We start from the raw sequence: 24419 nt of genomic DNA on the forward strand, positions 1-24419 counted from the left end.
AGGAGGTTTATCCACCTTTTATGTAATAATATTCCACCACCCATTTTCGAGAGGAAATCCAGAAATATGAATTTGTTTCGCACCTCTAAAAAGAGCATGAGAGAAAAGATAAAAAAAAGTTTCGAAAAAGAAGAACCTTCATCTCCTGAATTCATTACAGGTATATTTTCTCAGGACCTGCAAAGGATTAACCAGACATTTGAAAAGAGCTCAGACGTTGTCGTTAGGACTTTTACGATCGGCCTTGATGCATCTATTCATGCTGCAATCATTTACACAGACGGTTTGGCTGATTCAACGGTCATCCAAAACTTTATTCTTGAATCTCTTATGATAGATATCAATCAAAAAGGCTCCGAAACGGTGTATCATCCTCGGAATAAAATCATTCAACGGGTAAAAGATAGTATTTTGACCGTTGGGAAAATTACTGATATTAAAGATTTTGAAACATTATTCACTGATGTTTTATCTGGAAATACTGTCATTTTAATAGAAGGATTTTGCGAAGCGATTTCGGCTTCAACAGCCGGCTGGGAAGATCGGGGAGTCTCAGAGCCTACTTCACAGACAGTTGTCCGAGGACCTCGTGAAGGCTTTTCGGAAAATCTCCGTACAAATACTGCTTTAGTACGAAGAAAAATTAAAGACTCAAATCTTTATTGCGAACAAAAACAGATAGGCAAAGTAACAAAAACAAGTATTGCCATTATGTATATAAATGGAATTGTGAATGACAAGGTAGTTAAAGAGGTACATCATCGTTTAGACAAAATTGATATTGGCGGGGTCTTGGAAAGTGGATATATTGAGGAATTGATACAGGATGATACCTTTACTCCTTTTCCAACCATATTTAACTCTGAACGTCCTGATGTTGTTGCAGCTTGTCTTCTTGAAGGCAGGGTCGCTATTCTTGTGGACGGAACACCCTTTGTTCTAGTTGTTCCCTCATTATTTATCCAAAACTTTCAGGTTCCTGAAGATTATTATCAGCGTGCCGATATTTCGAGCCTTTTGAGATTATTGCGAGTGATTTGTTTTTTAATCGCTTTGCTAGGGCCGTCTTTTTATATCGCTGTGACTACCTACCATCAGGAGATGCTGCCAACACCGCTCCTCATAAGCTTAGCTGCACAGCGTGAAGGAGTTCCATTTCCAGCATTTGTCGAAGCAGTTATAATGGAGGTTGCTTTTGAAATCCTCCGTGAAGCAGGAATACGCATGCCAAGGGCTGTTGGTCAAGCCGTTTCCATTGTTGGAGCATTAGTTCTCGGCCAAGCAGCCGTTGAAGCTGGGATTGTCTCGGCCTCCATGGTCATTGTTGTCTCACTGACCGCAATTGCTAATTTTGTTTTTCCAGCCTATAATATGGCCATTTCAATAAGAATGCTCCGTTTTGGAATGATGTTGCTATCTGCTTCGTTTGGACTTTATGGAATTACCGTAGGAATTTTGGCTCTTTTATTGCATTTAAACTCTTTACGCTCATTTGGCATTCCCTACATGGCTCCAATAAGTCCTCTAATACCAGATGACCTAAAAGATACAGTAATCCGTTTTCCACAATGGGCCTTATTTAGTCGTCCACGATTAATTAGCCAAAAAAATATAAAGCGTGAAGCACCCCCAGCTGCTTCTAGACCAGAACCCGGAAAGTAGTCTAATTGAAAAGGTGAAATAGGATGAAAACCTTACCTTTAGTCCTAATAACTCTTATTCTCATCCCAATTCTTACTGGATGTTGGAACAGAAGAGAACTGAATGAACTTGCCTTAGTTGTAGCCATGTCAATAGATAAATCCGGAAATCAATATTCAATCTCTACACAAGTGGTTGACCCGGGCGAAGTTTCCGTTAGCGCGAGAGGCGGCGGCAGAGCACCCGTAACAACTTATGATGAAAAGGGAAAGCATCTTTTTGAAGCTGTCCGCAGGATGACAACCGTTTCGCCAAGAAAACTTTATTGGTCACATCTGCAAATGCTTGTCATTAGTGAGGAAGTAGCCAAAGATGGTCTAAATAACATATTGGACTTTTTTACAAGAGACAACGAGTTTCGCAAGGATTTTTACATCGTAGTCTCTAAAAACATCCAAGCCAAAGAAATTCTTAGAAATTTGACATCTATTGAAAAAATACCCGCCCATAAAATGCGCTCCTCCCTCGAGACATCTGAGAGAGCATGGGCACCAACAGTTGCCATCCAATTGGATGAACTTATTGCAGCTTTAACAAGCGATGGGATTAACCCTGTTCTTACAGGGATAACCATTCATGGCAATGGTCCAAAAGGAGAGTCCGTCGAAAATGTCCAGAGAATTCAACCATTTGCCCGTCTTAAATATAAAAACATTGCGGTATTTAAGAAAGATAATTTAATTGGCTGGTTAAATGAAAATGAGAGTAAAGGTTACAACTATATCATGAATAATGTCCGCAGCACCGTTGGTCATATACCTTGTGAAAAAAAGGGAGAATTGGTCGTAGAAATTATTCGTTCCAAAACAAAGATTAAAGGTAAGGTTGTAAATGGAAAGCCCAAAATAGATATTTCTCTTTCATCAGAAGCAAATATTGGCGAGGTTTCTTGTCACGTTGATTTGACAAAGCCGGATGCCATCACCCAATTGGAAAAAAACACTGATAAAGTGAATGTTGATACTGTCAAAAACTCTATTAACAAAGCAAAAGAACTGGGTGTCGACGTATTTGGATTTGGTGAAGTAATCCATCGTGCAGATCCTAAAGCATGGAAAAGCCTAAAAAACAATTGGGACAAAGAATTTGTTAAAGTCCCTGTTACCATACACTCAGAATTTAAAATCAGACGAACAGGTGCAGTAAATCAATCATTTTTACAACAGGAAAAGGAGTAAACGATTTGTTATCCTCTCTTGCCATTATTTCTATTGCTGTATTAATAACTCTTTATGAATTGCCCAAAATGATAAAGAAAAAATTAAAAAAAGAAAGTGTCACTTTTTGTATTCTCCTAGCAATCGGAACTTGTTTTCCTGTTCTTATGTCGTTTGGAGTCCAGATACCGAATCCGCTTAATTGGATTATTCTTTTTATTAAACCTCTAACCAATATGTTTGGTGAACTTTTAAAATAAGTGGAGGTAACAAAATGTTAGAAAAAGGCAAAATATCTCATACGCAGTTATTTATTTTAGTCATGACGTTTGAAATTGGAACCTCCCTCTTATTGGCTCCCTTTTTAATGGTAGCAGTAGCTAAGCAAGATGCTTGGATCAGTATGCTAATTGGACTCTCCAGTGGTTTACTCTTGGTATTTTTCTATGCAACACTAGTAAAACGTTATTCACAATTAACATTAGTTGAAATGAGTGAACAGGTTCTCGGAAAATGGGCAGGCAAAGGTGTGTCATTACTGTTTTTTTTCTATTTTTTAGTTCTAACTGCTGGGTTGCTGCGTATCATCGGGGACTTCATTACTACACATATTATGCCAGAAACACCAATTACCGCGATTGAAATTACATTTATGTTAATTGTTGTATACGGAACCCGCCTTGGGCTTGAAGTATTTTCCCGAACTTCTGAAGTTGTTCTTCCGTGGATTATGATGTTTTTTTTCCTATTAGTTTTCATGCTACTCCCTGAAATCCATCTTAAAAATTTATTTCCGCTAGTAGAAGACGGAATAAAGCCGGTTATTAAAGCAGCTTTTTTATCACTTGGAGTTCCTTTTGCAGATATCATTGTATTCTTAATGATTACACCAGCTGTATCTCCATCCAGGAAATTAGGTAAAGTATTATTTTTCAGTACTTTAACAGGAGGTATGATCATTTTTGTTATTGTCCTAATGGCGATTCTCGTGCTTGGCCCTAATCAAACCACACAATTAAACTACCCGATTTACGTATTAGCGCAAAGAGTCAATATCGGCAATTTCATTCAAAGAATTGAAGTTCTAGCTGGTGGGATGGTATTTATAGCCATATTCATCAAAACAACCATATCTTTTTATTCATTGTCCTTAAGCTTTGCCCAGATCTTCAATTTAAAGGAATATAAAATGCTGTCATTTCCGTTTGGAATGATTGTGATCTTTTTTGCGAACATCATGTCACCAAATATTATCTTTTTCCAAACTTTTCTTTTCAAGTCATGGACACCTATTGTGTTGCTTTTTGGAATACTATTTCCACTTCTATTACTAGGAATTGATACAATCAAAATTGGGTTTAACAAGCGAAGAAATAATATATTGGGAAGCAGGTAACGTTTACATGGAGACAGCCAAGATTAGCCCTTTTCAATTATTTTGTCTTATGTTTTTGTTTGAACTTGGAAGCTCGATTGTTGTTGGAGTGGGATTGCAAGCGAAACAAGATGCCTGGCTAGCAATCTTGTTGGGAATGGTGAGCAGTCTGCCTTTATATTTGATTTATAGTTTTCTGTTTTATCAATATCCTGGTCACTCTCTGACTGGTTATATAAAACAAATTGTCGGGAATTATATTGGCGTTCCTTTATTACTTATTTATATCGGTTATTTCTTGTATATTGCCGCAAGGGTATTGCGTGATTTTGGAGCCCTCTTGATAACTACCACTTTATCGGAGACCCCTTTAATCGTCATAAATGGGTTAATGATCTTATTAATTACCTATGGAATTTATTTAGGTATCGAAGTAATTGGGAGAACGGCCGAAGCCATATTTTTTATTATGATTTTTTTAGGTTTTCTGGGTTTTTTGTCGACAGTTTCATCTGGAATTATCAAGTCGGAAAACTTGACTCCCTTTTTGGATAATGGATGGAATCTAATTATTACTACTGTTTACACACAGACCTATACTTTTCCCTTCGGCGAAATGATTGCCTTTACGATGATTCTCCCCCTATTAAATACGCCTAAATTAGGAAAAAGCATTGGGCTTTATGCGATACTGGCAAGCGGATTCATCTTAAGCCTAACGATTGCACTTGAAGTTTCGGTCATTGGTACAAATGGTGCGACTGTTTCTCAATTTCCATTACTTCAAACCATAGGAAAGGTAAATATCGCAAATTTCATTCAGAGGTTGGATATTATTGTTGTCGGGACTTTAATCTTGGGGGTTTTTGTAAAAATTACCGTCTTTTTTTACGCAGGATATTTAGGTATTCAGGATTTAATTCATCTTAAAAAGAAAAGACATCATAATTATTGCCTCCTGCTTTTTTGCAGTTTGATCCTGATCGCATCTATAAGAATGTCGAGTAACTTTACAGAACATATTGAGGTAGGCTTAAAGTGGGTTCCGATCTATCTTCACTGGCCATTGCAAACTGGAATCCCTCTCATATTATTCCTTATTACACTTCTTAAAAAGGTATTCAGTAAAAATAAAACGGGGGCTACCCACATGCACTCTTAGCACAATGTTGAACCATAATTAGTTAAGGAAAGACCAAATCCATAAGATTTGGTCCACTAGTTAGAATGAGAAGATTATATCCTCTCAATTAAATCCTTTACATCTAATACATGTTCAAGGATATATTCAGCATCGTGTTCCTCAAAGTCGCTTCTTGCCTCTTGACCTGATAAACCGGTTAAAACAGCAGCAAAGTGGCAGCCCATTTCTTTAGCGGCCAATAAGTCTGCTAATGAATCACCGACAATTAAAACATCATTTCCATTTTCAATCGGTAATTTTTCATTTATACATACTAGCGCAGAATGTTCTTTGCCCCTTAATGCCCTGACATAGGTAAACGGATTTGGTTTGGAGAGAGAAACTCCCTTTGGAACTTCCAACTCTGCACTCGCAACTTCATCTGCCGTGATGATATGATTATCCTGGAAATATTTTAACCAATCTAGATGCTTAAATGGCTGGATCGTTTCAAGCGCTGGGCGGCCTGTTCCAATCCCAATGAAAATCCCTTTGTCGATCAAATATTGAAAAAGCTTGCTCATTTCCTGTGCCGGACCTGTCGTTGTTTCATTGGCTAAAAATCCTTTTTTTCCAAGCTGAACGGAAGGTTTTCCTGTTGATGCCATAATATGTTCGTCCCCTACATACCATTCCTGTGAAGCATGTTCACAAACAGACCATAGCGCACCTTTACCTGAAAAAATCGTTGTTTCTACCCCTAACTTTTCAAAAGCAAGAATATTAAGATAATCCATTAAACCCTGCTTTGTTTCCGATGACTTCTCAAAATCCTCATTGAATTTACCAAAATCAAACGCTACTTTATATTGGGATAGCACGGGTGCTATTTCCAATATAATGTCTCGATCAATCTCCTTACTTAACCAGCGCTTAATTTTTTCGGATTCCCTTTCTTTGATTTGTGACAAAAGATGCAGCAACTGGTAACTGAATGTCAAGTAAATCATATCCCAATTGGCATTAAGACCACGTGACTTTTGCAGCTCTAAAACAGTATCTTTTTTAAATACGGTCTCTCGTATAGCTGCTATTTCTGCTTCCGTGTAATCAGTTTTAAATTTTGCCGGCATAAGTCCTAAGTAATTTTCGCTAATCAGCATTTCCCAAACCGTAAGTGCTGACGCATCGAAGTAATGCTCCTCACTAAGAAGAACCCCATCCACATCAAATAAAATCGTCTTTATCATCGTTTTCCTCATTTCTTCAATTGCTTTCACACTTATTCACTATAGAAAATCTGTATATATATTCATAACTATAAATGAAATTATAATAGATGAGAAGTAAAAAAGCATAGCAAAAGAGCCAGTTCATTTTTGAACCAGCTCAGTTTCATTATTTAGCAAATACGTGATGTCCAATTTGTACAGTCACTTGACGTGAAGCAACATAAGAACTTGTTGATGTTTTAGGGTTGTAGAAAAATAACGATCCATTTCCTCTTCCGCTATAAGCGATCGCTTCATTTACAGCCTTTTTAGATGCATAATCGGCAGGCTGATTGATTTGACCATTTTCTACAGGTGTAAAGGCATAATGACCATTGGCAATTTGATAAATAACACTGCGAATCGAGTTAGGAAAATCCGGGCTTTTTACTCGATTTAGAATGACTGTTGCTACTGCCACTTTACCTGCATATGGTTCTCCGACAGCTTCAGCATGTACAAGACGTGCCATTAGTTCCTTATCTGCTGCTGAGATTGTACCATATGGCAATACGATATTTTCACCTGCATATAGTTTTTCATTATGATTGGCAGCCATTAAGCTATTTAACGGAACACCAAACTCTTTTGCTATTTTCCAGTAAGTTTCGCCAGCATGTACTTTATGAATCGTACCTGTTGTAGCTGCTTCTGATTTCGAATTTAAGGTAAATGCCGACATTGATAAGATCAATCCAGCAGCAATTACTAGTTTTTTAAATTTCTTCATGTGTTACCTCCTAGTAGTTGTGTTGTTGTCTCTACTACAAGGCTATCAGCTGTAACATAAGGTTTCATTCACCAAAAAATGGAAAACGAGAAAAGAGAGGCTTTCTATATTGCTATCAAGCTATCAATTTCTAAAAAGGAAATTTGATCCAAGTAAAGGAATTCTCCTAAAAACTAGAGGTTATTCCAAGGTATTACTGTTTTTTTACACCATATTTCTAGAACATTACGTGGCATTTTTCTATTTATATTGATTAGAGTACGGAACAAACATTATCATAAAAATAAAGTTAGTCTTTAGTCGGGGGATGATGGCTTGCAGAAATTCAGAAGAGTATTAAAGAAAAGCTGGGTTCTCTATAGTTTAAGCGTACTTACTTTACATATAGTCGGACTTTCCTGCTTGCTTAATGGCGCAAGACAACATCCTTTATTAATTGGAATGGCTTTTCTTTCTTATACCTTTGGTTTGAGACATGCATTTGATGCAGATCATATTGCGGCCATTGATAATACGGTTCGAAAATTAATTCAACAAAAGAAAAATCCTATCGGGGTAGGCTTCTTCTTCTCATTGGGACATTCTAGTGTTGTATTTTTAATGGCCACTTTATTAACGATTTCAGTCCAATGGGCCCAAAGAGAGCTCCAGCATTGGCAAGAACTTGGCAGTATCATTGGAACAATGGTATCAGGATCTTTTTTATTATTTATTGGTGCCCTAAATGCATTCATCCTAGCTGATTTGCAAAAAGTTTTTTTTAAAATGCGCAAAGGAAGATATAACGAAAAAGAAGTGGAGGATCTCTTATTAAATCGAGGTTTCTTAGTTCGTTTTGCCGGCCCGCTTTTTAGATTGATCAATAAAAGCTGGCATGCCTATCCGTTGGGCTTTCTTTTTGGCTTAGGATTTGATACAGCAAGTGAAATTGCCTTATTGGCCATTTCCGCAGGTGCGGCAAAAGAAGCATTGCCTATCTCCGGAATATTATCACTTCCCATTCTATTTGCAGCGGGTATGAGTTTAATGGATACAGCTGATGGGATCTTTATGACAAACGCCTATCAATGGGCTTTTTCCACGCCACTGCGTAAGGTTTATTATAATTTGACCGTTACAACGTTATCCGTAACCGCTGCCCTCCTGATTGGGATTATTGAGTTAGCACAGGTCTTTTCAGAAAAATTACGGCTCACGAGCGGCGTCTGGGGATGGATTCAAAGTCTAAATATTAGTTCAATAGGCTATCTACTAGTGATTCTGTTTATCTTTTCCTGGGGAATTTCCTTTATCATCTGGAAGGTATTTAAAATTGAAGAAAAATGGAGCCCTCCAGTGAAGATGTAGTAAAAGGGACATAGCTGTTTGCTATGTCCCTTTTTAATCTGATTTATCTTTTACGAAAAGCAAGACCTATCGCTACTAACGATAATAAAACCGCAACAATTGATAAGATAAAAGGAACCGAATTGTTGGTGGTTGTTGCCGCTGCTTTCGTTTCCTTTGGCTGCTTTATTGTCATGCCTGGCATTTGTCCGCTTGATTCTTTCAAAATATCCGTAATCGAATGTGGTGATTTTGAACCTTCATCACCTGTCCACTCAACAATACTTCCATCCTTATAGTATTGGTATACATCCCATGCCACTTGACTTGCTTGATCAGGATTTTTTGCTGCAAAGATAAATTGCTGAAATTGCTCAGGTAAAATCCCTTCACCGGTTGTTTCAAAGGAAATACTTGTTACTTCCCCCTTTGCGTTCTTCTGAGTTGTAAAATTCCAACCTGGTACAGGTTGATATGAATCGAATTCAACACCTTTGGGCATTTTTAGGGTAATTTTTGTTGTCGGAATATCTTTTTCACTTGGAACCTTCATTGTATAGGTTTCCTCTTCACCTGTTGGTGATGTTTTTGGAGTAACTTCTACATGTGCACTGGCAATGCTGCTGAAAAGACTGAGAATCAAGATTGTTGCTAATGAAATTTTGGAGAGGTTTTTCGCTATTTTCTTCATTGTAAAGCCCCTTTGTCTATTATTTTTACTGACTACCCACTAAAACAGAAAAATCGGCATCTAAATCCTCTAATGATTTGGTCAGTACGTGGACATGCACATTCCAACGCCCAGCCATATTGAAATACATTCCTTGTGCTTGATATCGGCCAGTTTCCTTTTTTTGAGCATTTATTGTATTATCACCCATTGCCATTTCTTTTGAAGTAAACGTTAGGCTCACTTGTTCTATCTTCGTAATCGGTTTACCTCTCTGGTCTTTTATGACAACATTGAATGTATTTTGTCCGCTTATATTTGGGCCAATTTTTAATGAAATAGTGTTTTTGGACAAAGCTTTCGTTTCATTAAATGGACCAGGTGCTGACATCGCTGTAGGCAAATTGGTTAAAATAACTGCCATCACCAGGACAGCAAGTCCCGTTATGGCTTCACCCCATAAAGTAAAGCGCCATCCATTAGGTTTAAGTTTCCTTGCCTTCATCGAATTCACGAATGCAAATAAAAGCATGATGAAAAATAGAACTATTTTTCCTAACAAAACCTTTCCATAATTCGTATGGAAGATTGAACTTATGGTAGGAATATAAAGAAAACTGCTATATACACCACTAGCCGCTAATATGAAAACCAAAAATACTCCCCATGGAAAAAATAAGTGGACGATGCCCCTAAAGAATATTCTCCCTTCTTCCTTTTTCCTTAAAGGAAGGAAAGTGAGCATGGCAATAAGACTTCCAATCCAAATAGAAGCACTTACCAAATGAAGGCTGTCCATTGTAATGGTAAGAATCTTGTTTTCAGCTGATGATGCATGACTTGTCATAGCCTTTAAGACGATTACAGTGATCCCAATAATGAAGGCAATCCATAAAGAACCGTTATTTTTTTTAGCGAACATACGAAACGAGAAAATACCCAAAAGAAGAGTCAAAATAAATTGATATAACCATACTTGGCCAAATGTAGAGTTCGAAATCATTTCTTTTAAGATGGATAGGTCCCATACATCTAACCAGCTGCGATTTGTCTGAACTACGGCTTCTAATGGTAAACTAATGAAAATGCTTAAAAATAACAAAACATAGGCAACGTTAAAGACCCATCGATATTGCTTCTCCATCGATGCACTTTGTAAGCTCCCTTTTGGCAGGATGCAAAGATAAAAAAAGAGCATCCCGATATAAATGGCTCCGCTAATATATTGGACCCAACGAATGATAATGAGATCCAGATGTGGAACATAGCCCAAAGTTTTTCCTTTAAGAAGAGAAATTTGACTACCGGCTTTACCAATTTGGAACGGAATAACACCATCAACGGGGTGTCCATCAGCAGAAACAATCTTCCACTTTATGGTATAAATACCGACTGGAAGATTGGGCTTTACATTTGTCTTCAAAATTTTAGGATTATTACTTTCAATATGTTCATTGCCTTGGTCAACACGTTTCCCGTTCTGGTCAATGACTTGCATAAAATGAAAGGATGGCTGGATTTCTTCACTAAACTCAATACTTACATTCTGTGGAGGCTGGTGGAGATTCTGGTTGTCCACAGGGAAAGATTTTATAATATAAGCATGAGCGGAAGAAAGAGTCGGGAAGGAAAAGAAAATAATTGAAATTGTTATGATATAGATGAAAATTCTCTTATTAAATATCATCTGTCACCCTTCTCTTTATGGCAGTTACACCCTTGGCTAAAGACCTAAAATACCTAGGAATATTTTTCTATTAATTTTTATCATATAAGAAATAATTTTTATAAACAACATATTTTTGTTACAAATGTTTTATTTCTTGTTTGCTTTTAACATCGCTTCGCAATTATGTTTTTACAACAATTTTCTTGTTAAAAAACACCCAAATAATATAGCAAAAAACACCATCCACTAATTGGAATGGTGCTTTTCACTCCTTACAAGGATTGCAAGTGAGATAGTTATGATTGTAAATGCTGTAAATGCCATCATTGGAATAGTAATGAATCCAAGCAAATTCAGGTAATCCTTCGAACAGGGCACCCCAGTTTTACACATTTCAAACTGTTGAAGATATGGGACCTTTTGCAATAGAATGTGATACCCTGAAATCATCATCCCGATAATCGATAGCGGGAGCGTATAACGATAGATGTCTTTGTCATTTCGATAAAAAGCAATCCCCAAAATAATGGCAAGTGGGTACATAAAAATCCTCTGATACCAGCAAAGTGTACAAGGAATAAAATGAAGGACCTCACTTAAATATAAACTGCCCAATGTAGCAATGACGGCCGCAAGCCAAGAAAGTAATAAAGATTTATTCATCCTATTTCTCCTTTGCCGCCTGATCAACCATCTTCTTTAGGTCATCAAAGGTTGTTCCATCAAACAATTTACCATTAACAAAAATCGTAGGCGTACCAGTTACATTGAGCTTTTCAACTAGACTCATATCCTTCTGCCAGGCCGCATCCGATTTTTTGGCATCGAAATATTGCACAACCTTATTTACATCTTCATCACTGGCAACCTCTTTTAGAGTGTCAGTGAGAAATTTTTCATCATATACATCCATTTTTTCATATTTGCTGTCTTCAGGTTGTTTTTGATATAGAGAATCGTGGAATTTCCAAAATGTTTGATTCCCAAGAACCGCATAGACCGCTTCAGCAAACTTTGCAGAACGTGTTGAATCTGTATAAATGAAGGAATCATTCATAAAATACAATTTCGCTTCTCCTGTATCAACGAGCTCTTGTTTAATGATTGGAATAACCTTTGCATTAAAATTTTTGCAGTTTGGACATTTGTAATCTCCAAACTCGATAATGGAAACAGGTGCCGTACTTTTACCAATGTAAGGCTGTTTCGTGTAATCAATTTTTTCCTTCTGAGTTGTCGTGTTTTGGCTTTTATGCGGGGCTAGAAAGATAAAGCCAATAATAAAAACAGCAACTAAACCGACGATCCAAAATACGAATTTTGCGGAAGAATTTTTAGAACCTTTTTTTGAATTAGCCATATACTCGAACACCTCAAAATAGTTCAATGATTAATAATACGGATTTAAATGAATAAGTACTTCTTCAATATTAGTATACTTTTTCATGAGTGTAAATTTTATTTGCTTGGCTAGGTCGTGCCCTTCTTCAATTGTTTTGTCATGATCGACTGATATTCTCACATCAACCATTATGTAGTGTCCATGTTCCCTAGCCCTCACGCGGTCAATCCTCTTTACATCATTGAACTGAGAGATGATTTGATTCAGGTCTGCAAGAACATCCCCCTTTATATTCCGTTCAAGCAGAATGTTAAAGGAATCCACTAAGATCTCAATGGCAATTTTTAAAATTAACAAGGCAACAATCATACTGGCAATTTTATCGCTATAAAGAAGCCAGCCTATATGAATAGTTACCCCAATATGGACTAAAACAACCCCAATCGCTGCCGTAAATGATGCAGCAATATCTGCCTTATGATCTAGAGCAATAGCTTCAATGGCTTTACTCTTAAATTGTTTTGCTTTTTGTACTGAGTAATGATAAAGGTATTGCTTGATACCAAAGGATAAAACGGCCACATAAAGTGTCAGAATACTAGGGATCTGGAAGGGTTCAATAAGTCCGATTAAGCCCTGGTATCCTAAATAAAAGGATACAAGGATTAATAATATGCCAACGATGCTCGATGACATTACCTCAGCCTTCCCATGGCCATACGGATGGTCTTCATCTGCTGGTTTATTGGATATTTTAATAATAAATAAGGCAATAATCGAGGTTAGTACATCTGTCCCCGAATGGATTCCATCTGCAAAGACAGCATTACTGTTACCTAACCAACCAATTAAAATTTTACCGATTGCCAATATGGCATTACTCCAGGCACTAATTAATAACACCTTTTTTGATATTGATTCCCGCATCTCCATGTCAACTCACCCCAAAAAACTTCAAACGAAAAACGGTTACCTTTCAACTATACTTAAAAATCTTAACAAATAAAAGTTGGGTGGGTCTAGAGCAAAAGATTTTCCCCTATAAAGGATTCTAGTTAATTTGAAAAATTTTTATATTAGACCAAAAAAGTTGGTTGAAGTAAAAAGGCTCATATAATTTCTGCAACAGTATGCAAACTGTTTGCTCTAAAGATGGTGTATTGGTATAATATAATTTATTCTGAATTTTTATAATTTTTAATTTAATGGATTTAAAATTTTTTTGAAAGTTACAATGTGAGGTGCCTTTGTTGATTGAAGTTGATAAGAAGTGCTGTGAGGTTTTTCCGATTATCGTGCCTGACAGTTTATTAAAAACGGTAAATTTCTTTTTATTTAAACGGGAGAATTCCCTCTCTCTCATAGATGCTGGTTGGAATAACGAAGACTGCTGGAAAGCTTTAAATCTTGCCTTAAGGAATAATGGTTTTTCCTTAACGGATTTAACGGAAATTATTTTGACCCATCACCATATTGACCATATTGGACTGGTGAACCGAATCGTTTCGCAGCATCCGATCCCTGTCTACACGAGTCCCCTTTCGATTCCCCGCTTAAAAAGGGATAAAGACTTTCTTGAAATGAGGATAGAGTTTTATCAAAAGCTTTATCAAGAAATGGGCTGTGGGGAAACCGCCAAAGAAAGGATTGCCTATTTAAAAAAAGCTGCTTTTGATAATAAAGGTAATACTCTTCAAGCTGATATTAGGAGCATTACCTCTAAATCCTTATTTAATCTGGATATTGTAGAGATTGCTGGGCACGCTCCCGATCAACTTGCCTTTTGGAATCAAAGGGAAAGCTGGTTATTTGCAGGTGACCTGTTACTTGAACATATCTCTAGTAACGCTCTAGTTGAACCTGACGAATTCGGAAAGAGGCTGCCTACCTTGTCACAACACATAAAATCTTTGCAGAAATGCATGGAGCTAGATGTAAGTTTGGTATATCCAGGTCACGGAAACCTGATTAAAAATCCAAATGATTTAATTAAGAAAAGATTAGAGCGTACAGAAGCAAAATGCCAGCGGTTAATCAAGCTGATCAAGTCGGGGATTACAACAGCCAGTGACATCGCCGTCACATGGTACAAAAATATTTATTATGAGCAATTTGGCCTGGTTATGTCGGAAATTATCGGTCATCTCGATTACTTGGAAATGCAAGGGAAAATAGAAAAACAACTTATCAATGGAGTTTGGCAATTTAAAGTTGTATCTTAATAGAAAAAAGTGGATCAATTTAGATCCACTCAGATTGTCGAGAAAGGGGTATTTTCTCGGCATTTTTTTATTTTACCAGAATTTAAATACTAAATTTTTTTGATGGTTCCTGCATATGGGCCTGTTGATTTCCGCTACGGGCACTCGCTTTCCGCGGGGAGGTCCTGGAGCCTCCTCGGCGCTTGCGCCTGTGGGGTCTCCAGTGACCTCTGATCCCGCAGGAGTCGAGTGCCCTCCGCTCCAATCAACAGCGAGGCAAAATAACCAAACAATTGTATTCCAACACACTTTTTTATTTAATTTTGCTAAGTGTGTTGCAATCTTTTTTATGTTTTGGCAGGCTGCAGTAAGAAGAGCCTGTTCACTTGCATTTTTCAATCCCCGTAACCGACAGTAGCGAAGCCCGTGCAGCTCTTTTGAGTCTGCGATGTTTCACCTGATGTCTTCCTCTCAAAATTTATCAATCTTACGAAGAAGATGATCATCAGGTACCAATTCATCAATAGATACAAATTCATATTCATTTTGGCTATAATCTTTTGACTTAAACATTGGTTTCACCACTTTTTTGATTTATTAGTTGAGCTGAAGGACTCTATTAAAACACTCGTTGATTGGCGCGGAAGGCACGAAGACTCCTGCAGGAGTACGGGGCTGGGGAGACCCCACAGGCGCTTTTCGCGCTGAGGAGGCTCCCCTGGCACGCCTGCGGAAAGCGAAGTGCCTGGAGCGCCAATCAACAGACCTGTTTAACAACCTATACGCAATACTATTATTCTATATTAACGCGGTATATCAATAAAGTTATAAAAAAAAATATGAAAGGCCGCCGAGTTTTGTCGACAGCCTGAGTGGATCAATTATGATCCACTTTTTTGTTATTTGTATGATAATTGTGATTGTAGCACGTTTAAACGCTCTTCCATGACTGAACGTGCTTCTTCCATCATCCCGTCGAGTAATTCCTTTACAGATGGGATATCTTCGATAAGCCCCGCAATTTGGCCGCTGTTCATAAAGCCATTTTCCTGATTGCCTTCAATTGCACCCTTAATATGATAGGTCTCTGATGTCATTTCACTGTAGTTCTCAAAAGATAGGCCATGCAGTTCCTTTTGGATGATATCCGCTGCATAAGGAGATTTTAATACTCTTCGTACGAGACCATGTGACCGTCCTAAAATGACTGTTTCATTATCTTCAGCTTTGACCAATCTTTGTTTGTAATTGGCGTGGAACGGTGCTTCCTTTGTTGCAATAAAACGGGTCCCCAGCTGTACCCCTGCTGCCCCCAGCATCAAAGCAGCCGCCAAACCTCTTCCGTCAGCAATTCCTCCTGCAGCGAGTACTGGAATCGATACATGCTTACTAATTTGCGGAATAAGAGTAAATGTCGTTAATTCTAAACTAGAATTGATTCCTGCTGCCTCAAAACCTTCAGCAGCCAATAGATCTGCACCGGCTGCTTCTGCTTTTTTGGCATGTTTTACTGAGGCCACAATTGCCAACACCTTGATATGATTAGCATGAAATTGAGGAATGTATGGAGCAGGATTACCTGCAGATAAAGATACAACTGGTACCTTGTGTTCTATGACAAGGTCAACTAATTCTTTTGTATAAGGAGTTACCGTAATCGGAATGTTAACTGCAAAAGGTTTCCTAGTTTTTACCTTGGTTTCAAGGATGATTTTTTCCACTTCAGCGGGCTTCATCGTTCCGGCACCAATGGTTCCTAGTCCGCCTGCCTCAGAAACGGCTGCGGTTAGCTTTGCATTGCTTATATTCCCCATTCCTCCTTGTATAATCGGATATTTAATGGAAAGGAGTTTACAAATATTGTTCATTTCATTCACCTCTTTTAATAATTATATTATTCTGATATTTCACTTAAAAAAACAGCCAACGCCCTCAGATTCGACGAAAGCTGCTTTGATTATTGGGTAATATATGGATGCTGTTTGGCATCATACGACTCGTCTTTTTTCCATAAATCATTATTCTCTTTAAAAATACTTTCAAAGAAACGGCTTGCTGGCTCCGCAAGGATTTGATAATACTGATTAAATAAAGTAGCAGCAATCGTGCCATTCCACTTTGCTGGTAAAAGCTCTTTTGGAAGACCGGGATTAATAAATAAGAATTTCCGATATTCATGCACAAGCTTTGTCCGCTCCACAAAGCATTCTGCGTCGGACATTTCACCTTGATTAATGATGCTTTGATGGGCAATGTATTGTTTGCTGTACATTTCAATAAATTCTTCATACCTTTCGACAACTTGATCTAAATGCCAGCTTTTTTCAACAAGTGCATGATGGTCTTTCGGGCCAATGTAATCTGATACAAAAAAATCGACATAATCACGGATATCATATTTTTCAATCAGGAGTTTTACCTCTTTTTCCAAATTATTGGGGGATATCCAGCAGCCATTAGAAAAACTGCCAAAACCGCTCCACAATAATTCTTGGCGGAGATCATCGCGAATCTGTCGTTTTTCTTCTGGAATGGTATACATCAATATCCGCCATTTCCCATCCCATTCATTTGGCTTAAGTTTGAAGATCCGATTAGCCGCTTCTTCAATTCGGTTTATACCCTGGTCTGTAAGAAAATAATAGCTTTTATTTCCTTGCTTTTCCGATTGAATCCAGCCTTGCTTGAGCATACGTGAGACTGCCACCCTGACTGCTTGCTCATTATGGCCAAACTCTTTTAATAAACGGATCAGACTGCCAATCCAAATTTTATTTCCATAGTGATGTATATGATCACCGTAAATTGTAAAAATCATCGAACGTGTATTTTCCCCCATCAATCCACCACCTGTATAACAATATTTAAACGTTGTTTATTATTACTATTATTAACTATTTCATTTCCAAAGTCCAAAACTATTTGCCTAAAAAATTAGGTTTTCTTCGTTCACTAAATGCCTGTAAAGCTTCGATTCTATCCTCGGTAGGAATGGTAATCTCATAGGCTTTTGCTTCTATTTCGAGCCCTGTTTGCAAATCAGTATTGATTCCTCTCGTGATTGCGTATTTTGCTTGTTTAATGGCAATCGGGCCATTTTTCATCATTTCAGCCGCAAATTGTTGGCAGGCAGCTATTAACTCGCCACTCGGAACCACCTTAAGGACAATCCCTAAATCAAGTGCTTCCTCTGCTGCTATCTTTTTAGCCGTAAAAATCAACTCTTTTGCTTTTGTTTCACCAATTAATCTCGGCAGTCTTTGTGTTCCGCCTGCTCCAGGAATGATTGCCCAGCTTGTTTCTGTTAATCCCATTGTGACTCCTTGGGCAGCAATCGCAAAATCACAAGATAGTAGCCACTCAAAGCCGCCGCCAAGCGCATAGCCATTTACGGCAGCAATTGTAGGCTGTGGAAGCATTGCAATACTATTAAAGACATCACGAATCGCTTTTACATTCCTTCTTACTTCTGTTACTGATAATGTTTTTCTTTCCTTTAAGTCGGCACCGGCACTAAACGCCTTCTCACCTGCACCTGTAAAAATCACGACATGCACATCCTGGTTATAGGATATAGTATTCACGATTTCTTGCAGCTCAGATAAGGTTTCATAATTAAAACAGTTTAATTTTTCAGGACGATTCACGGTTACATACCCAATATGATTTTCGACGTTAAAGATTACGTTTGACATATATATATCACCTTCCATTTTGAAAGAATAGCCCTTATATAGAATAAGGGCTTACAAGTTAATCCTCAATATTTTCAATGATGGCGGCAATCCCTTGACCGACACCTATACACATTGTTGCAAGACCATATTGTACATTTCTTTTTTCATTTCATGGACAAGCGTTGTTAAAATCCTTGCTCCGCTAGCACCCAGTGGGTGTCCGAATGCGATCGCTCCACCATTTACGTTAACCTTTTCCGAGTCAAGCTTTAATTGGCGCATACATTCTATGGACTGAGAAGCAAAGGCTTCGTTCAGTTCTACGAGTCCAAGATCTTCAACTGTTAAATTTGCTCTTTTTAATGCTTTTTGGCTTGCATAGATTGGACCAAGCCCCATGACTGTCGGTTCCAACCCGGCAACGGCTCCAACAACATATTTAGCTAATGGCTTTAACCCTAGTTCCTTTGCTTTTTGGGAACTCATTAATAGAACGGCAGAGGCTCCATCATTTACACCTGATGCATTTCCGGCAGTAACGGTACCGCCTGCAAAAATTGGTCTTAATTTTGCCAATGTTTCTAATGTTGTTTCCGGACGTGGATGCTCATCCTGGTTAACAACAATTTCATTTCCTTTACGATCTTTATAGATAACGGGCACAATTTCATTGGCAAAACGTTCATTTTCGATTGCCTTTTTTGCTTTTTGCTGACTTTGGAGCGCAAATTGATCTTGTTCTTCACGAGAAACCGAACAACGCTGCGCAACATTTTCAGCTGTTTTCGGCATTGTTTCAGCGCCGTACATTTCTTCTAGTACTTTGTTCGTAAAGCGCCAGCCAATGGTTGTATCCTGAAGTTCCATTGATCCTCTTGGAAAATCAGTTTCCGGCTTGGCCATAACAAATGGAGCTCTAGTCATGCTCTCTGTTCCGCCTGCGATATAAATATCCCCTTCGCCAACCGCAATCGATCTTGCAGCCATAATTATCGCATCAAGACCTGACCCGCATAGACGGTTAATCGTTGTGCCGCCGACAGTGATTGGCAGTCCGGCAAGAAGACCAGACATTCTGGCCACGTTTCGATTGTCTTCACCAGCCTGGTTTGCGTTACCAAAGATAACATCTTCAATTTGATCAGGCGGCAGCTTTGGGTTCCTTTCTATTAGTGCTTTAATAACGACCGCACCGAGGTCATCCGGACGAACACTTTTTAACGCACCTTTATACCTTCCAATCGGTGTTCTGACGGCATCTACGATTACTACTTCATTCATTTTTTCACCAACTCTTCTTTCTTTGTATAGTCATAAACACCTTTACCTGTTTTACGTCCTAATCTTCCTGCAGCAACGTACTTTTCAAGCAATGGAGCTGGGCGGTATTTTTCACCTAATTTTTCATGTAAATATCTTGTATTATTTAAACGGGCATCCAAGCCGACAAGGTCTGCAAGCTCAAGCGGCCCCATTGGATAATTTAAGCCTAGTTTGATTGCTTTATCGATTTCCTCTGGTGTTCCAAGTCCTTCTTGGAGCATGTAAAAAGCTTCATTTCCAACCAAAACGCTAATTCTGCTGGTTACAAATCCAGGGAACTCATTGATCACCACAGTTTCTTTGCCCATTTGCTCCGCTGCTTTTCTAACCGCAGCAGCTGTTTCATCGCTTGTTTCAAGTCCACGCACAATTTCAACCAGCGGCATTTTATGTACCGGATTAAAGAAGTGCATCGCAATTGTTTTTTCAGGACGCTTTCCATAGGAAGCAATTTCTGTCGGACTCATCGTGGATGTGTTTGTTGCAAATAGGCAGTCTGCAGGGGCAAACTCTTCAATTGTTTCAAATACTTGTTTCTTAATTTCAGCCTTTTCAGGAACGGCTTCGATAATTAGGTCTGCGGTAGAAGCAGCCTGAGGTAGATTACTTGAATAGTTTAGATTTGCTTTAGCCTGTTGTTCTTGCTGGACGGTGATTTTTCCCCGTTCAAGTCCTTTTGTAAAAATAGCATTTAATTCTGCTTCAGCACTTTTTAGTGCGGTTTCATTTACATCAACCAATGTAACGGAAAATCCGCCAAATGCCCCTACATAGGCAATCCCGCGTCCCATTACACCGGAACCAACTACAACGATATTTTTCATTTACGATCTCTCCTTTAAAAAGTAGGCTGTGTTAAATTTGGCTGTTGATTTCCCTTAACACAGCCAAAAGTAAAAAGAGTACGAATGAGATTTGATTCTCATTCGTACAAGTCGATGATTAAAGCCCCATCGGGTTTAATGGACGGCTGCCGTAGTAGGAAACAATACTTTTTGTTTCTGTATATAAATCTAGTGTTTCAATACATAATTCACGGCCAAAACCTGACTGTTTATAACCACCAAATGGTGTTCCAGGCATAGCAGAGAATGGACAGTTTACCATCACAATTCCTGCTTGAATTTCATTGGCTACACGAGTGGCACGCGCACCGTCTTTTGTCCAGATCGCTGAACCAAGACCAAACTCTGTATCATTTGCCAGTTTAATCGCTTCTTTTTCATCTTTAAATTTCATTACAACCACAACTGGACCAAAAATTTCTTCTTGTACTACTTTCATTTCATGGTTAACGTTTGCAATGACAGTTGGCTCGTACCAGTAACCGCCTTCAAAGCCTTTAACCGCTGCCGGCTTTCCGCCTGCTAAAATCTCAGCTCCATCAGCAATTGCTGATTTCACATAGCCATCAATCACATCTACTTGGCCTTGGTCGATAATTGCGCCAACATGTGTACCTTTATCAAATGGATTACCAAGGACTAGCTTCTTCGTTTTTTCAACAAATTTTTGGATGAACTCATCATAAATATCTTCATGAACATATAAGCGAGAACGTGCTTCACAAGATTGACCAGAGTTGTAGAAAATGCCATAAAGGGAACCATCAACAGAAGCATCAAGATCGGCATCTTCAAATACAAGGTTTGGTGACTTGCCGCCAAGCTCAAGCGTAACACGCTTCAATGTTTCAGATGCTTTGCCCATGATATCTTTTCCGATTGGCGTAGAACCTGTGAAAGCTACTTTATTTACTTTAGGATGTTGAACAAGATAGTCGCCTACTTCGGCGCCAGATCCTGGAACAATGTTTACTACACCAGCTGGAACCCCAGCTTCTAAACAAATTTCGCCAAGAATAATAGCTGTAAGCGGAGTAAGGCTTGCCGGTTTCACTATTACAGAACAGCCAACGGCAATAGCCGGAGCAATCTTCCAGGCTGCCATCATAATTGGATAGTTCCAAGGAATGATTTGAGCACAAACGCCCACTGGTTCCTTTTCTGTGTAGTTGTGGAACTGGCCTGGCATGTTGTTCACTGTACCGCGGTGTCCAACAATGGCACCTGCATAAAATTCAAAGTCCTCAATTGCTTGGGAAACTTGTCCTTTAGCCGTATCCAAAGATTTACCTGTATCTAAAATTTCCAACTCAACTAGTTCCTTAAAGCGGGAACGCATGATGGAAGCAATATTATTCAATACTTGGGAACGGCGGTTAATTGGGTATTTACGCCATTTACCATGATCAAATGCCTCACGGGCAGCCAAAACGGCTCTTTCGGCATCTTCTTTTGTCGCTTTCGCTACTTCTGCTACTAATTCGCCAGTGGCAGGATTATATGTTTTAATGGTTGCACCATTTGAGCTCTCTACTTTTTCACCATTGATGATTAAATGATAATAATCTCTTTTAAGGCTTGTTGATTCTACGATTTGTTGTGTTGACATCTTTTTTCCTCCTATTATTTTCCGATATATATTGGTTTCCTTTTTTCTATAAATGCCTGGACACCTTCTCTGGCATCCTTTGTTAAACCAGCAATTCGCTGGCCCTGTGCTTCTTGCTCTAAGTAATCTGACAGAGATAATTCTCCGGCAGCACGAATGGTGCGCTTTATTAACCCAATTGCTTTTGTCGGCATGAGGGCAATCCGTTCGGCAAATTGCTTCACTTCTGCTTCAAAGTTGTCAGCTGAAAAAACCCTTGTAGCTAATCCAAGCGAAAGTGCTTGGTCAGCTGGTATTTTTTCACCTAATATAGAAATTTCTAATGCTTTTGCTTCCCCTACTAATCTAGTAAGATAATAACTATTTCCTGAATCAGGAATTAAACCTATATTAATAAAAGCATTTAAAAAGCTAGCACGGTCTGCCAAGAGGCGGAAATCACAAGCGAGTGCGAGACTGAAACCAGCCCCTGCTGCGATTCCATTTACAGCAGCAATAATTGGTTTTTCACAAAGATGCATTTGCCTAATCATTGGAGCATAATTGTCTCGTATGACTTGTCCATGATCCATGTTTTCATCCACTTCGGATAGGTCCTGTCCGGAGCAAAAACCGCGGCCGGCACCGGTAATTACGATGCAGCGGACCTCCTCTTTAGAAGATGCAGCTTTTAGTGCTTGAATAATTTCTCTATTCATTTGTGCCACGAAGGCATTCAAAGTATTAGGGCGATTTAACGTGATCAAAGCCACGCCGTTTTCGGTTGAATATTGAATTGTTTCGTACATACCTTTTATCTCCCTTTAAATTTCGGCTTCCGTTTTTCGATAAATGCGTTCATTCCTTCTTTTTGATCCTCGGAACTAAACAACAAATAGAAATTTTTTCGTTCGAATTGCATTCCTTCATATAATGAGTAATCTACTGCTTTATTAACTGAATCTTTTATTAATCGAATCGAAAGTGGTGCCTGCTGAGTAATTATTCTTGCTGTTTTCAATGTTTCTTCCATTAATAGCTCCGGCATGACCACTCTGTTTATGAGTCCATGCTGGAGTGCATCGGCGGTTGTAATTCTGCCGCCGGTCCATAGCCATTCAAGGGCTTTTGTTCTGCCAACAATTTTTGTTAAACGCTGAGTACCGCCAGCTCCTGGCATGACACCCAGGTTTACCTCCGGAAACGAAAATTCCGTACCTTCCGCAGCAATTAGCAAATCACAGCATAAGGCTAGTTCAAAACCGCCGCCGAAAACAAAACCTTTAACAGCCCCAATTAGCGGTTTTTTGATAAGGGCTAATTGATCCCAATCAGCGAATTGATTCAAAAGTTCTAATCGAATAGAGTTGTCTTCAGCCATTTCATCAATGTCTGCACCAGCAGAGAATGCTCGGCCTTTACCTGTTATGACAATAGCAAGTACTTCTACGTTTTGATCGAAGTCTTGGGCTGCATGAAGAATTTCTCTAACCATTTTTCGATTTAGTGCATTATATTGGGATGGTCTGTTTAATTCAATCAGACCAATCCCGTTTTGATTTGAAGCTTCAATATATTCATACGTTTTCATTTAATCATCTTCTCCGATGACCAAGGTGACTAATTTCCCGGCAAATTTCATTAAGTCTTTCCCGGAAGCTTTTCCTTCTTCGGAACGTAGTCCATTTTGCAAATCCTCATAACTGTCATAACGCATTTCACACATTAAATAATATGGAGGTTCTCCACCCATTGGTGAACCAGTGAATTTTGTTACTTTCATCTCACGCAACCCTGGGATTTTCTCGGTAATCGGCACATGAACATTGTAATAATGCTCATCAAATGCTGTTTTATCTTCAGGTTGTTTATATAGAGCTACTAATTTTGCCATGTTCAAAACTCCTTTATCTACATTAATGTTGAAATTGGTTTCATTGCTTCAAATGGATTTTTACAAGTTTTGCAGTATAGGATACTTCTGCAGGCAGTAGGTCCAAAAATGTTTTCCAGCGTTACATAGGTTGAGCTGCAATATGGGCAATCAACATGCCAGGAGCCGTCACTTTCCAGAAAACGGGGCGGAGGGGCAATACCAAATGCCCGTAATCCCTCTCTGCCTTCTTCTGAGACACGATCTGATGTCCATGGAGGCGTGTAGATAAATTCAACATTTACCTTTTCTACTCCATCGATTGTCAGCACTGCTTTTTCAATATTGTTTTTTATAATGTTAAGTGCCGGACATCCAATAAAAGTTGGTAATATTTTGATATCAACAACTGCATCTTGTGAAGTGACTTTCTCTACCATACCGAGGTCAATAATACTCACTGTATCGATTTCTGGATCTTTCACATTTTTCAAAATGTCCAATACTTGGGTTTCCAACGATTTTACAGTTGTATTCATATTCATACC

Annotated in this window: 23 protein-coding genes and 2 pseudogenes; 7 read left to right on the plus strand and 18 right to left on the minus strand. The window is 38.6% G+C overall.

All coding sequences use genetic code 11. The features are described from left to right. Nucleotides 1-66 precede the first annotated feature (66 nt). From RCG17_RS08005 to RCG17_RS08025, 5 genes are read left to right on the plus strand one after another with little or no spacing between them, the layout of a single operon-like run. Complete coding sequence (locus RCG17_RS08005; RefSeq protein ID WP_308174662.1) at nt 67-1662, plus strand: spore germination protein; 1596 nt, start codon at nt 67-69, stop codon at nt 1660-1662. 23 nt (nt 1663-1685) lie between these two features. Further along, nucleotides 1686-2879: a Ger(x)C family spore germination protein gene (locus RCG17_RS08010; RefSeq protein WP_308174663.1), complete on the plus strand. Its 1194-nt coding sequence runs from the start codon at nt 1686-1688 to the stop codon at nt 2877-2879. A 5-nt stretch (nt 2880-2884) separates the two neighbouring features. Next, on the plus strand, nt 2885-3118 hold the full coding sequence (locus RCG17_RS08015; RefSeq protein WP_308174664.1) for a hypothetical protein: 234 nt from the start codon (nt 2885-2887) through the stop codon (nt 3116-3118). 14 nt (nt 3119-3132) lie between these two features. After that, a complete protein-coding gene (locus RCG17_RS08020; protein WP_308174665.1) occupies nt 3133-4254 on the plus strand; it encodes a GerAB/ArcD/ProY family transporter in 1122 nt (373 codons plus the stop codon). Between the two features lie 7 nt (nt 4255-4261). Further along, nucleotides 4262-5395 (plus strand): GerAB/ArcD/ProY family transporter, encoded by a 1134-nt coding sequence (locus RCG17_RS08025; protein ID WP_308174666.1) that lies wholly within the window; start codon nt 4262-4264, stop codon nt 5393-5395. Between the two features lie 74 nt (nt 5396-5469). Here RCG17_RS08025 and RCG17_RS08030 read toward each other — a convergent pair whose 3' ends face one another. Further along, nucleotides 5470-6606, minus strand: a complete 1137-nt coding sequence (locus tag RCG17_RS08030; protein ID WP_308174667.1) for an HAD family hydrolase — start codon at nt 6604-6606, stop codon at nt 5470-5472. 148 nt (nt 6607-6754) lie between these two features. Then, nucleotides 6755-7357 carry a cell wall hydrolase gene (locus tag RCG17_RS08035; protein ID WP_308174668.1) on the minus strand — a complete coding sequence of 201 codons (603 nt, stop codon included), beginning with the start codon at nt 7355-7357 and terminating at the stop codon, nt 6755-6757. A gap of 315 nt (nt 7358-7672) precedes the next feature. Between RCG17_RS08035 and RCG17_RS08040 the strand changes: the two genes are divergently transcribed. Continuing rightward, nucleotides 7673-8704, plus strand: coding sequence for a HoxN/HupN/NixA family nickel/cobalt transporter (locus tag RCG17_RS08040; protein ID WP_308174669.1), 1032 nt, complete (start codon nt 7673-7675; stop codon nt 8702-8704). A 43-nt stretch (nt 8705-8747) separates the two neighbouring features. On the opposite strand, the gene RCG17_RS08045 is transcribed toward RCG17_RS08040, so the two are convergent. The 5 genes from RCG17_RS08045 to RCG17_RS08065 form a co-directional block, all read right to left on the minus strand. Then, the gene (locus RCG17_RS08045) at nt 8748-9374 is read right to left on the minus strand and encodes a YcnI family copper-binding membrane protein (RefSeq protein WP_308174670.1); all 627 of its coding nucleotides are present in this window, start codon (nt 9372-9374) and stop codon (nt 8748-8750) included. Nucleotides 9375-9399: 25 nt separating this feature from the next. Beyond that, nucleotides 9400-11040, minus strand: a complete 1641-nt coding sequence (locus tag RCG17_RS08050; RefSeq protein WP_308174671.1) for a copper resistance CopC/CopD family protein — start codon at nt 11038-11040, stop codon at nt 9400-9402. Between the two features lie 228 nt (nt 11041-11268). Next, entirely contained in the window at nt 11269-11685 is a 417-nt protein-coding gene (locus tag RCG17_RS08055; protein WP_308174672.1) for a disulfide oxidoreductase, read from the minus strand. Nucleotide 11686: 1 nt separating this feature from the next. After that, nucleotides 11687-12382: a DsbA family protein gene (locus RCG17_RS08060; RefSeq protein WP_308174673.1), complete on the minus strand. Its 696-nt coding sequence runs from the start codon at nt 12380-12382 to the stop codon at nt 11687-11689. Nucleotides 12383-12412: 30 nt separating this feature from the next. Further along, complete coding sequence (locus RCG17_RS08065; protein WP_308174674.1) at nt 12413-13297, minus strand: cation diffusion facilitator family transporter; 885 nt, start codon at nt 13295-13297, stop codon at nt 12413-12415. Nucleotides 13298-13605: 308 nt separating this feature from the next. On the opposite strand from RCG17_RS08065, the gene RCG17_RS08070 reads away from it, so the two are divergent. After that, nucleotides 13606-14586: an MBL fold metallo-hydrolase gene (locus RCG17_RS08070; protein WP_308174675.1), complete on the plus strand. Its 981-nt coding sequence runs from the start codon at nt 13606-13608 to the stop codon at nt 14584-14586. Nucleotides 14587-14886: 300 nt separating this feature from the next. Here RCG17_RS08070 and RCG17_RS08075 read toward each other — a convergent pair. The 11 genes and pseudogenes from RCG17_RS08075 to paaD all read right to left on the minus strand — a co-directional run. Further along, nucleotides 14887-15018, minus strand: a pseudogene (locus RCG17_RS08075) (transposase); the annotation flags it as partial. A 446-nt stretch (nt 15019-15464) separates the two neighbouring features. Further along, entirely contained in the window at nt 15465-16433 is a 969-nt protein-coding gene (locus RCG17_RS08080) for an NAD(P)H-dependent flavin oxidoreductase (RefSeq protein ID WP_308174676.1), read from the minus strand. Between the two features lie 89 nt (nt 16434-16522). Further along, entirely contained in the window at nt 16523-17404 is an 882-nt protein-coding gene (gene paaX / locus RCG17_RS08085; protein ID WP_308174677.1) for a phenylacetic acid degradation operon negative regulatory protein PaaX, read from the minus strand. 79 nt (nt 17405-17483) lie between these two features. After that, nucleotides 17484-18260: an enoyl-CoA hydratase-related protein gene (locus tag RCG17_RS08090; protein WP_308174678.1), complete on the minus strand. Its 777-nt coding sequence runs from the start codon at nt 18258-18260 to the stop codon at nt 17484-17486. 58 nt (nt 18261-18318) lie between these two features. Further along, a pseudogene (locus RCG17_RS08095) lies at nt 18319-19523 on the minus strand (acetyl-CoA C-acyltransferase). Next, nucleotides 19520-20389, minus strand: a complete 870-nt coding sequence (locus RCG17_RS08100) for a 3-hydroxyacyl-CoA dehydrogenase (RefSeq protein WP_308174679.1) — start codon at nt 20387-20389, stop codon at nt 19520-19522. Before RCG17_RS08100 ends, RCG17_RS08095 begins: the two are co-directional and overlap by 4 nt. 118 nt (nt 20390-20507) lie before the next feature. Beyond that, nucleotides 20508-22019 carry an aldehyde dehydrogenase family protein gene (locus RCG17_RS08105; protein ID WP_308174680.1) on the minus strand — a complete coding sequence of 504 codons (1512 nt, stop codon included), beginning with the start codon at nt 22017-22019 and terminating at the stop codon, nt 20508-20510. Between the two features lie 14 nt (nt 22020-22033). Next, nucleotides 22034-22807 carry an enoyl-CoA hydratase-related protein gene (locus RCG17_RS08110; protein ID WP_308174681.1) on the minus strand — a complete coding sequence of 258 codons (774 nt, stop codon included), beginning with the start codon at nt 22805-22807 and terminating at the stop codon, nt 22034-22036. Between the two features lie 5 nt (nt 22808-22812). Next, a complete protein-coding gene (locus RCG17_RS08115) occupies nt 22813-23589 on the minus strand; it encodes an enoyl-CoA hydratase-related protein (RefSeq protein WP_308174682.1) in 777 nt (258 codons plus the stop codon). Further along, entirely contained in the window at nt 23590-23892 is a 303-nt protein-coding gene (locus RCG17_RS08120; protein WP_308174683.1) for an EthD family reductase, read from the minus strand. Between the two features lie 17 nt (nt 23893-23909). Continuing rightward, nucleotides 23910-24410, minus strand: coding sequence for a 1,2-phenylacetyl-CoA epoxidase subunit PaaD (paaD, locus tag RCG17_RS08125; protein ID WP_308174684.1), 501 nt, complete (start codon nt 24408-24410; stop codon nt 23910-23912). Nucleotides 24411-24419: the final 9 nt, after the last annotated feature.

The organism is Neobacillus sp. PS3-12, assembly GCF_030915385.1.
Classification (GTDB): domain Bacteria; phylum Bacillota; class Bacilli; order Bacillales; family Cytobacillaceae; genus JAEVLT01.

Bases quoted from the DNA above. Each gene is read 5' to 3' on its own strand.
- RCG17_RS08005 (WP_308174662.1), top strand. From the start codon at position 67: ATGAATTTGTTTCGCACCTCTAAAAAGAGCATGAGAGAAAAGATAAAA.
- RCG17_RS08010 (WP_308174663.1), top strand. From the start codon at position 1,686: ATGAAAACCTTACCTTTAGTCCTAATAACTCTTATTCTCATCCCAATT.
- RCG17_RS08020 (WP_308174665.1), top strand. From the start codon at position 3,133: ATGTTAGAAAAAGGCAAAATATCTCATACGCAGTTATTTATTTTAGTC.
- RCG17_RS08025 (WP_308174666.1), top strand. From the start codon at position 4,262: ATGGAGACAGCCAAGATTAGCCCTTTTCAATTATTTTGTCTTATGTTT.
- RCG17_RS08030 (WP_308174667.1), bottom strand. From the start codon at position 6,606: ATGATAAAGACGATTTTATTTGATGTGGATGGGGTTCTTCTTAGTGAG.
- RCG17_RS08035 (WP_308174668.1), bottom strand. From the start codon at position 7,357: ATGAAGAAATTTAAAAAACTAGTAATTGCTGCTGGATTGATCTTATCA.
- RCG17_RS08045 (WP_308174670.1), bottom strand. From the start codon at position 9,374: ATGAAGAAAATAGCGAAAAACCTCTCCAAAATTTCATTAGCAACAATC.
- RCG17_RS08050 (WP_308174671.1), bottom strand. From the start codon at position 11,040: ATGATATTTAATAAGAGAATTTTCATCTATATCATAACAATTTCAATT.
- RCG17_RS08055 (WP_308174672.1), bottom strand. From the start codon at position 11,685: ATGAATAAATCTTTATTACTTTCTTGGCTTGCGGCCGTCATTGCTACA.
- RCG17_RS08060 (WP_308174673.1), bottom strand. From the start codon at position 12,382: ATGGCTAATTCAAAAAAAGGTTCTAAAAATTCTTCCGCAAAATTCGTA.
- RCG17_RS08065 (WP_308174674.1), bottom strand. From the start codon at position 13,297: ATGGAGATGCGGGAATCAATATCAAAAAAGGTGTTATTAATTAGTGCC.
- RCG17_RS08080 (WP_308174676.1), bottom strand. From the start codon at position 16,433: ATGAACAATATTTGTAAACTCCTTTCCATTAAATATCCGATTATACAA.
- paaX (WP_308174677.1), bottom strand. From the start codon at position 17,404: ATGGGGGAAAATACACGTTCGATGATTTTTACAATTTACGGTGATCAT.
- RCG17_RS08090 (WP_308174678.1), bottom strand. From the start codon at position 18,260: ATGTCAAACGTAATCTTTAACGTCGAAAATCATATTGGGTATGTAACC.
- RCG17_RS08100 (WP_308174679.1), bottom strand. From the start codon at position 20,389: ATGAAAAATATCGTTGTAGTTGGTTCCGGTGTAATGGGACGCGGGATT.
- RCG17_RS08105 (WP_308174680.1), bottom strand. From the start codon at position 22,019: ATGTCAACACAACAAATCGTAGAATCAACAAGCCTTAAAAGAGATTAT.
- RCG17_RS08110 (WP_308174681.1), bottom strand. From the start codon at position 22,807: ATGTACGAAACAATTCAATATTCAACCGAAAACGGCGTGGCTTTGATC.
- RCG17_RS08115 (WP_308174682.1), bottom strand. From the start codon at position 23,589: ATGAAAACGTATGAATATATTGAAGCTTCAAATCAAAACGGGATTGGT.
- RCG17_RS08120 (WP_308174683.1), bottom strand. From the start codon at position 23,892: ATGGCAAAATTAGTAGCTCTATATAAACAACCTGAAGATAAAACAGCA.
- paaD (WP_308174684.1), bottom strand. From the start codon at position 24,410: ATGAATACAACTGTAAAATCGTTGGAAACCCAAGTATTGGACATTTTG.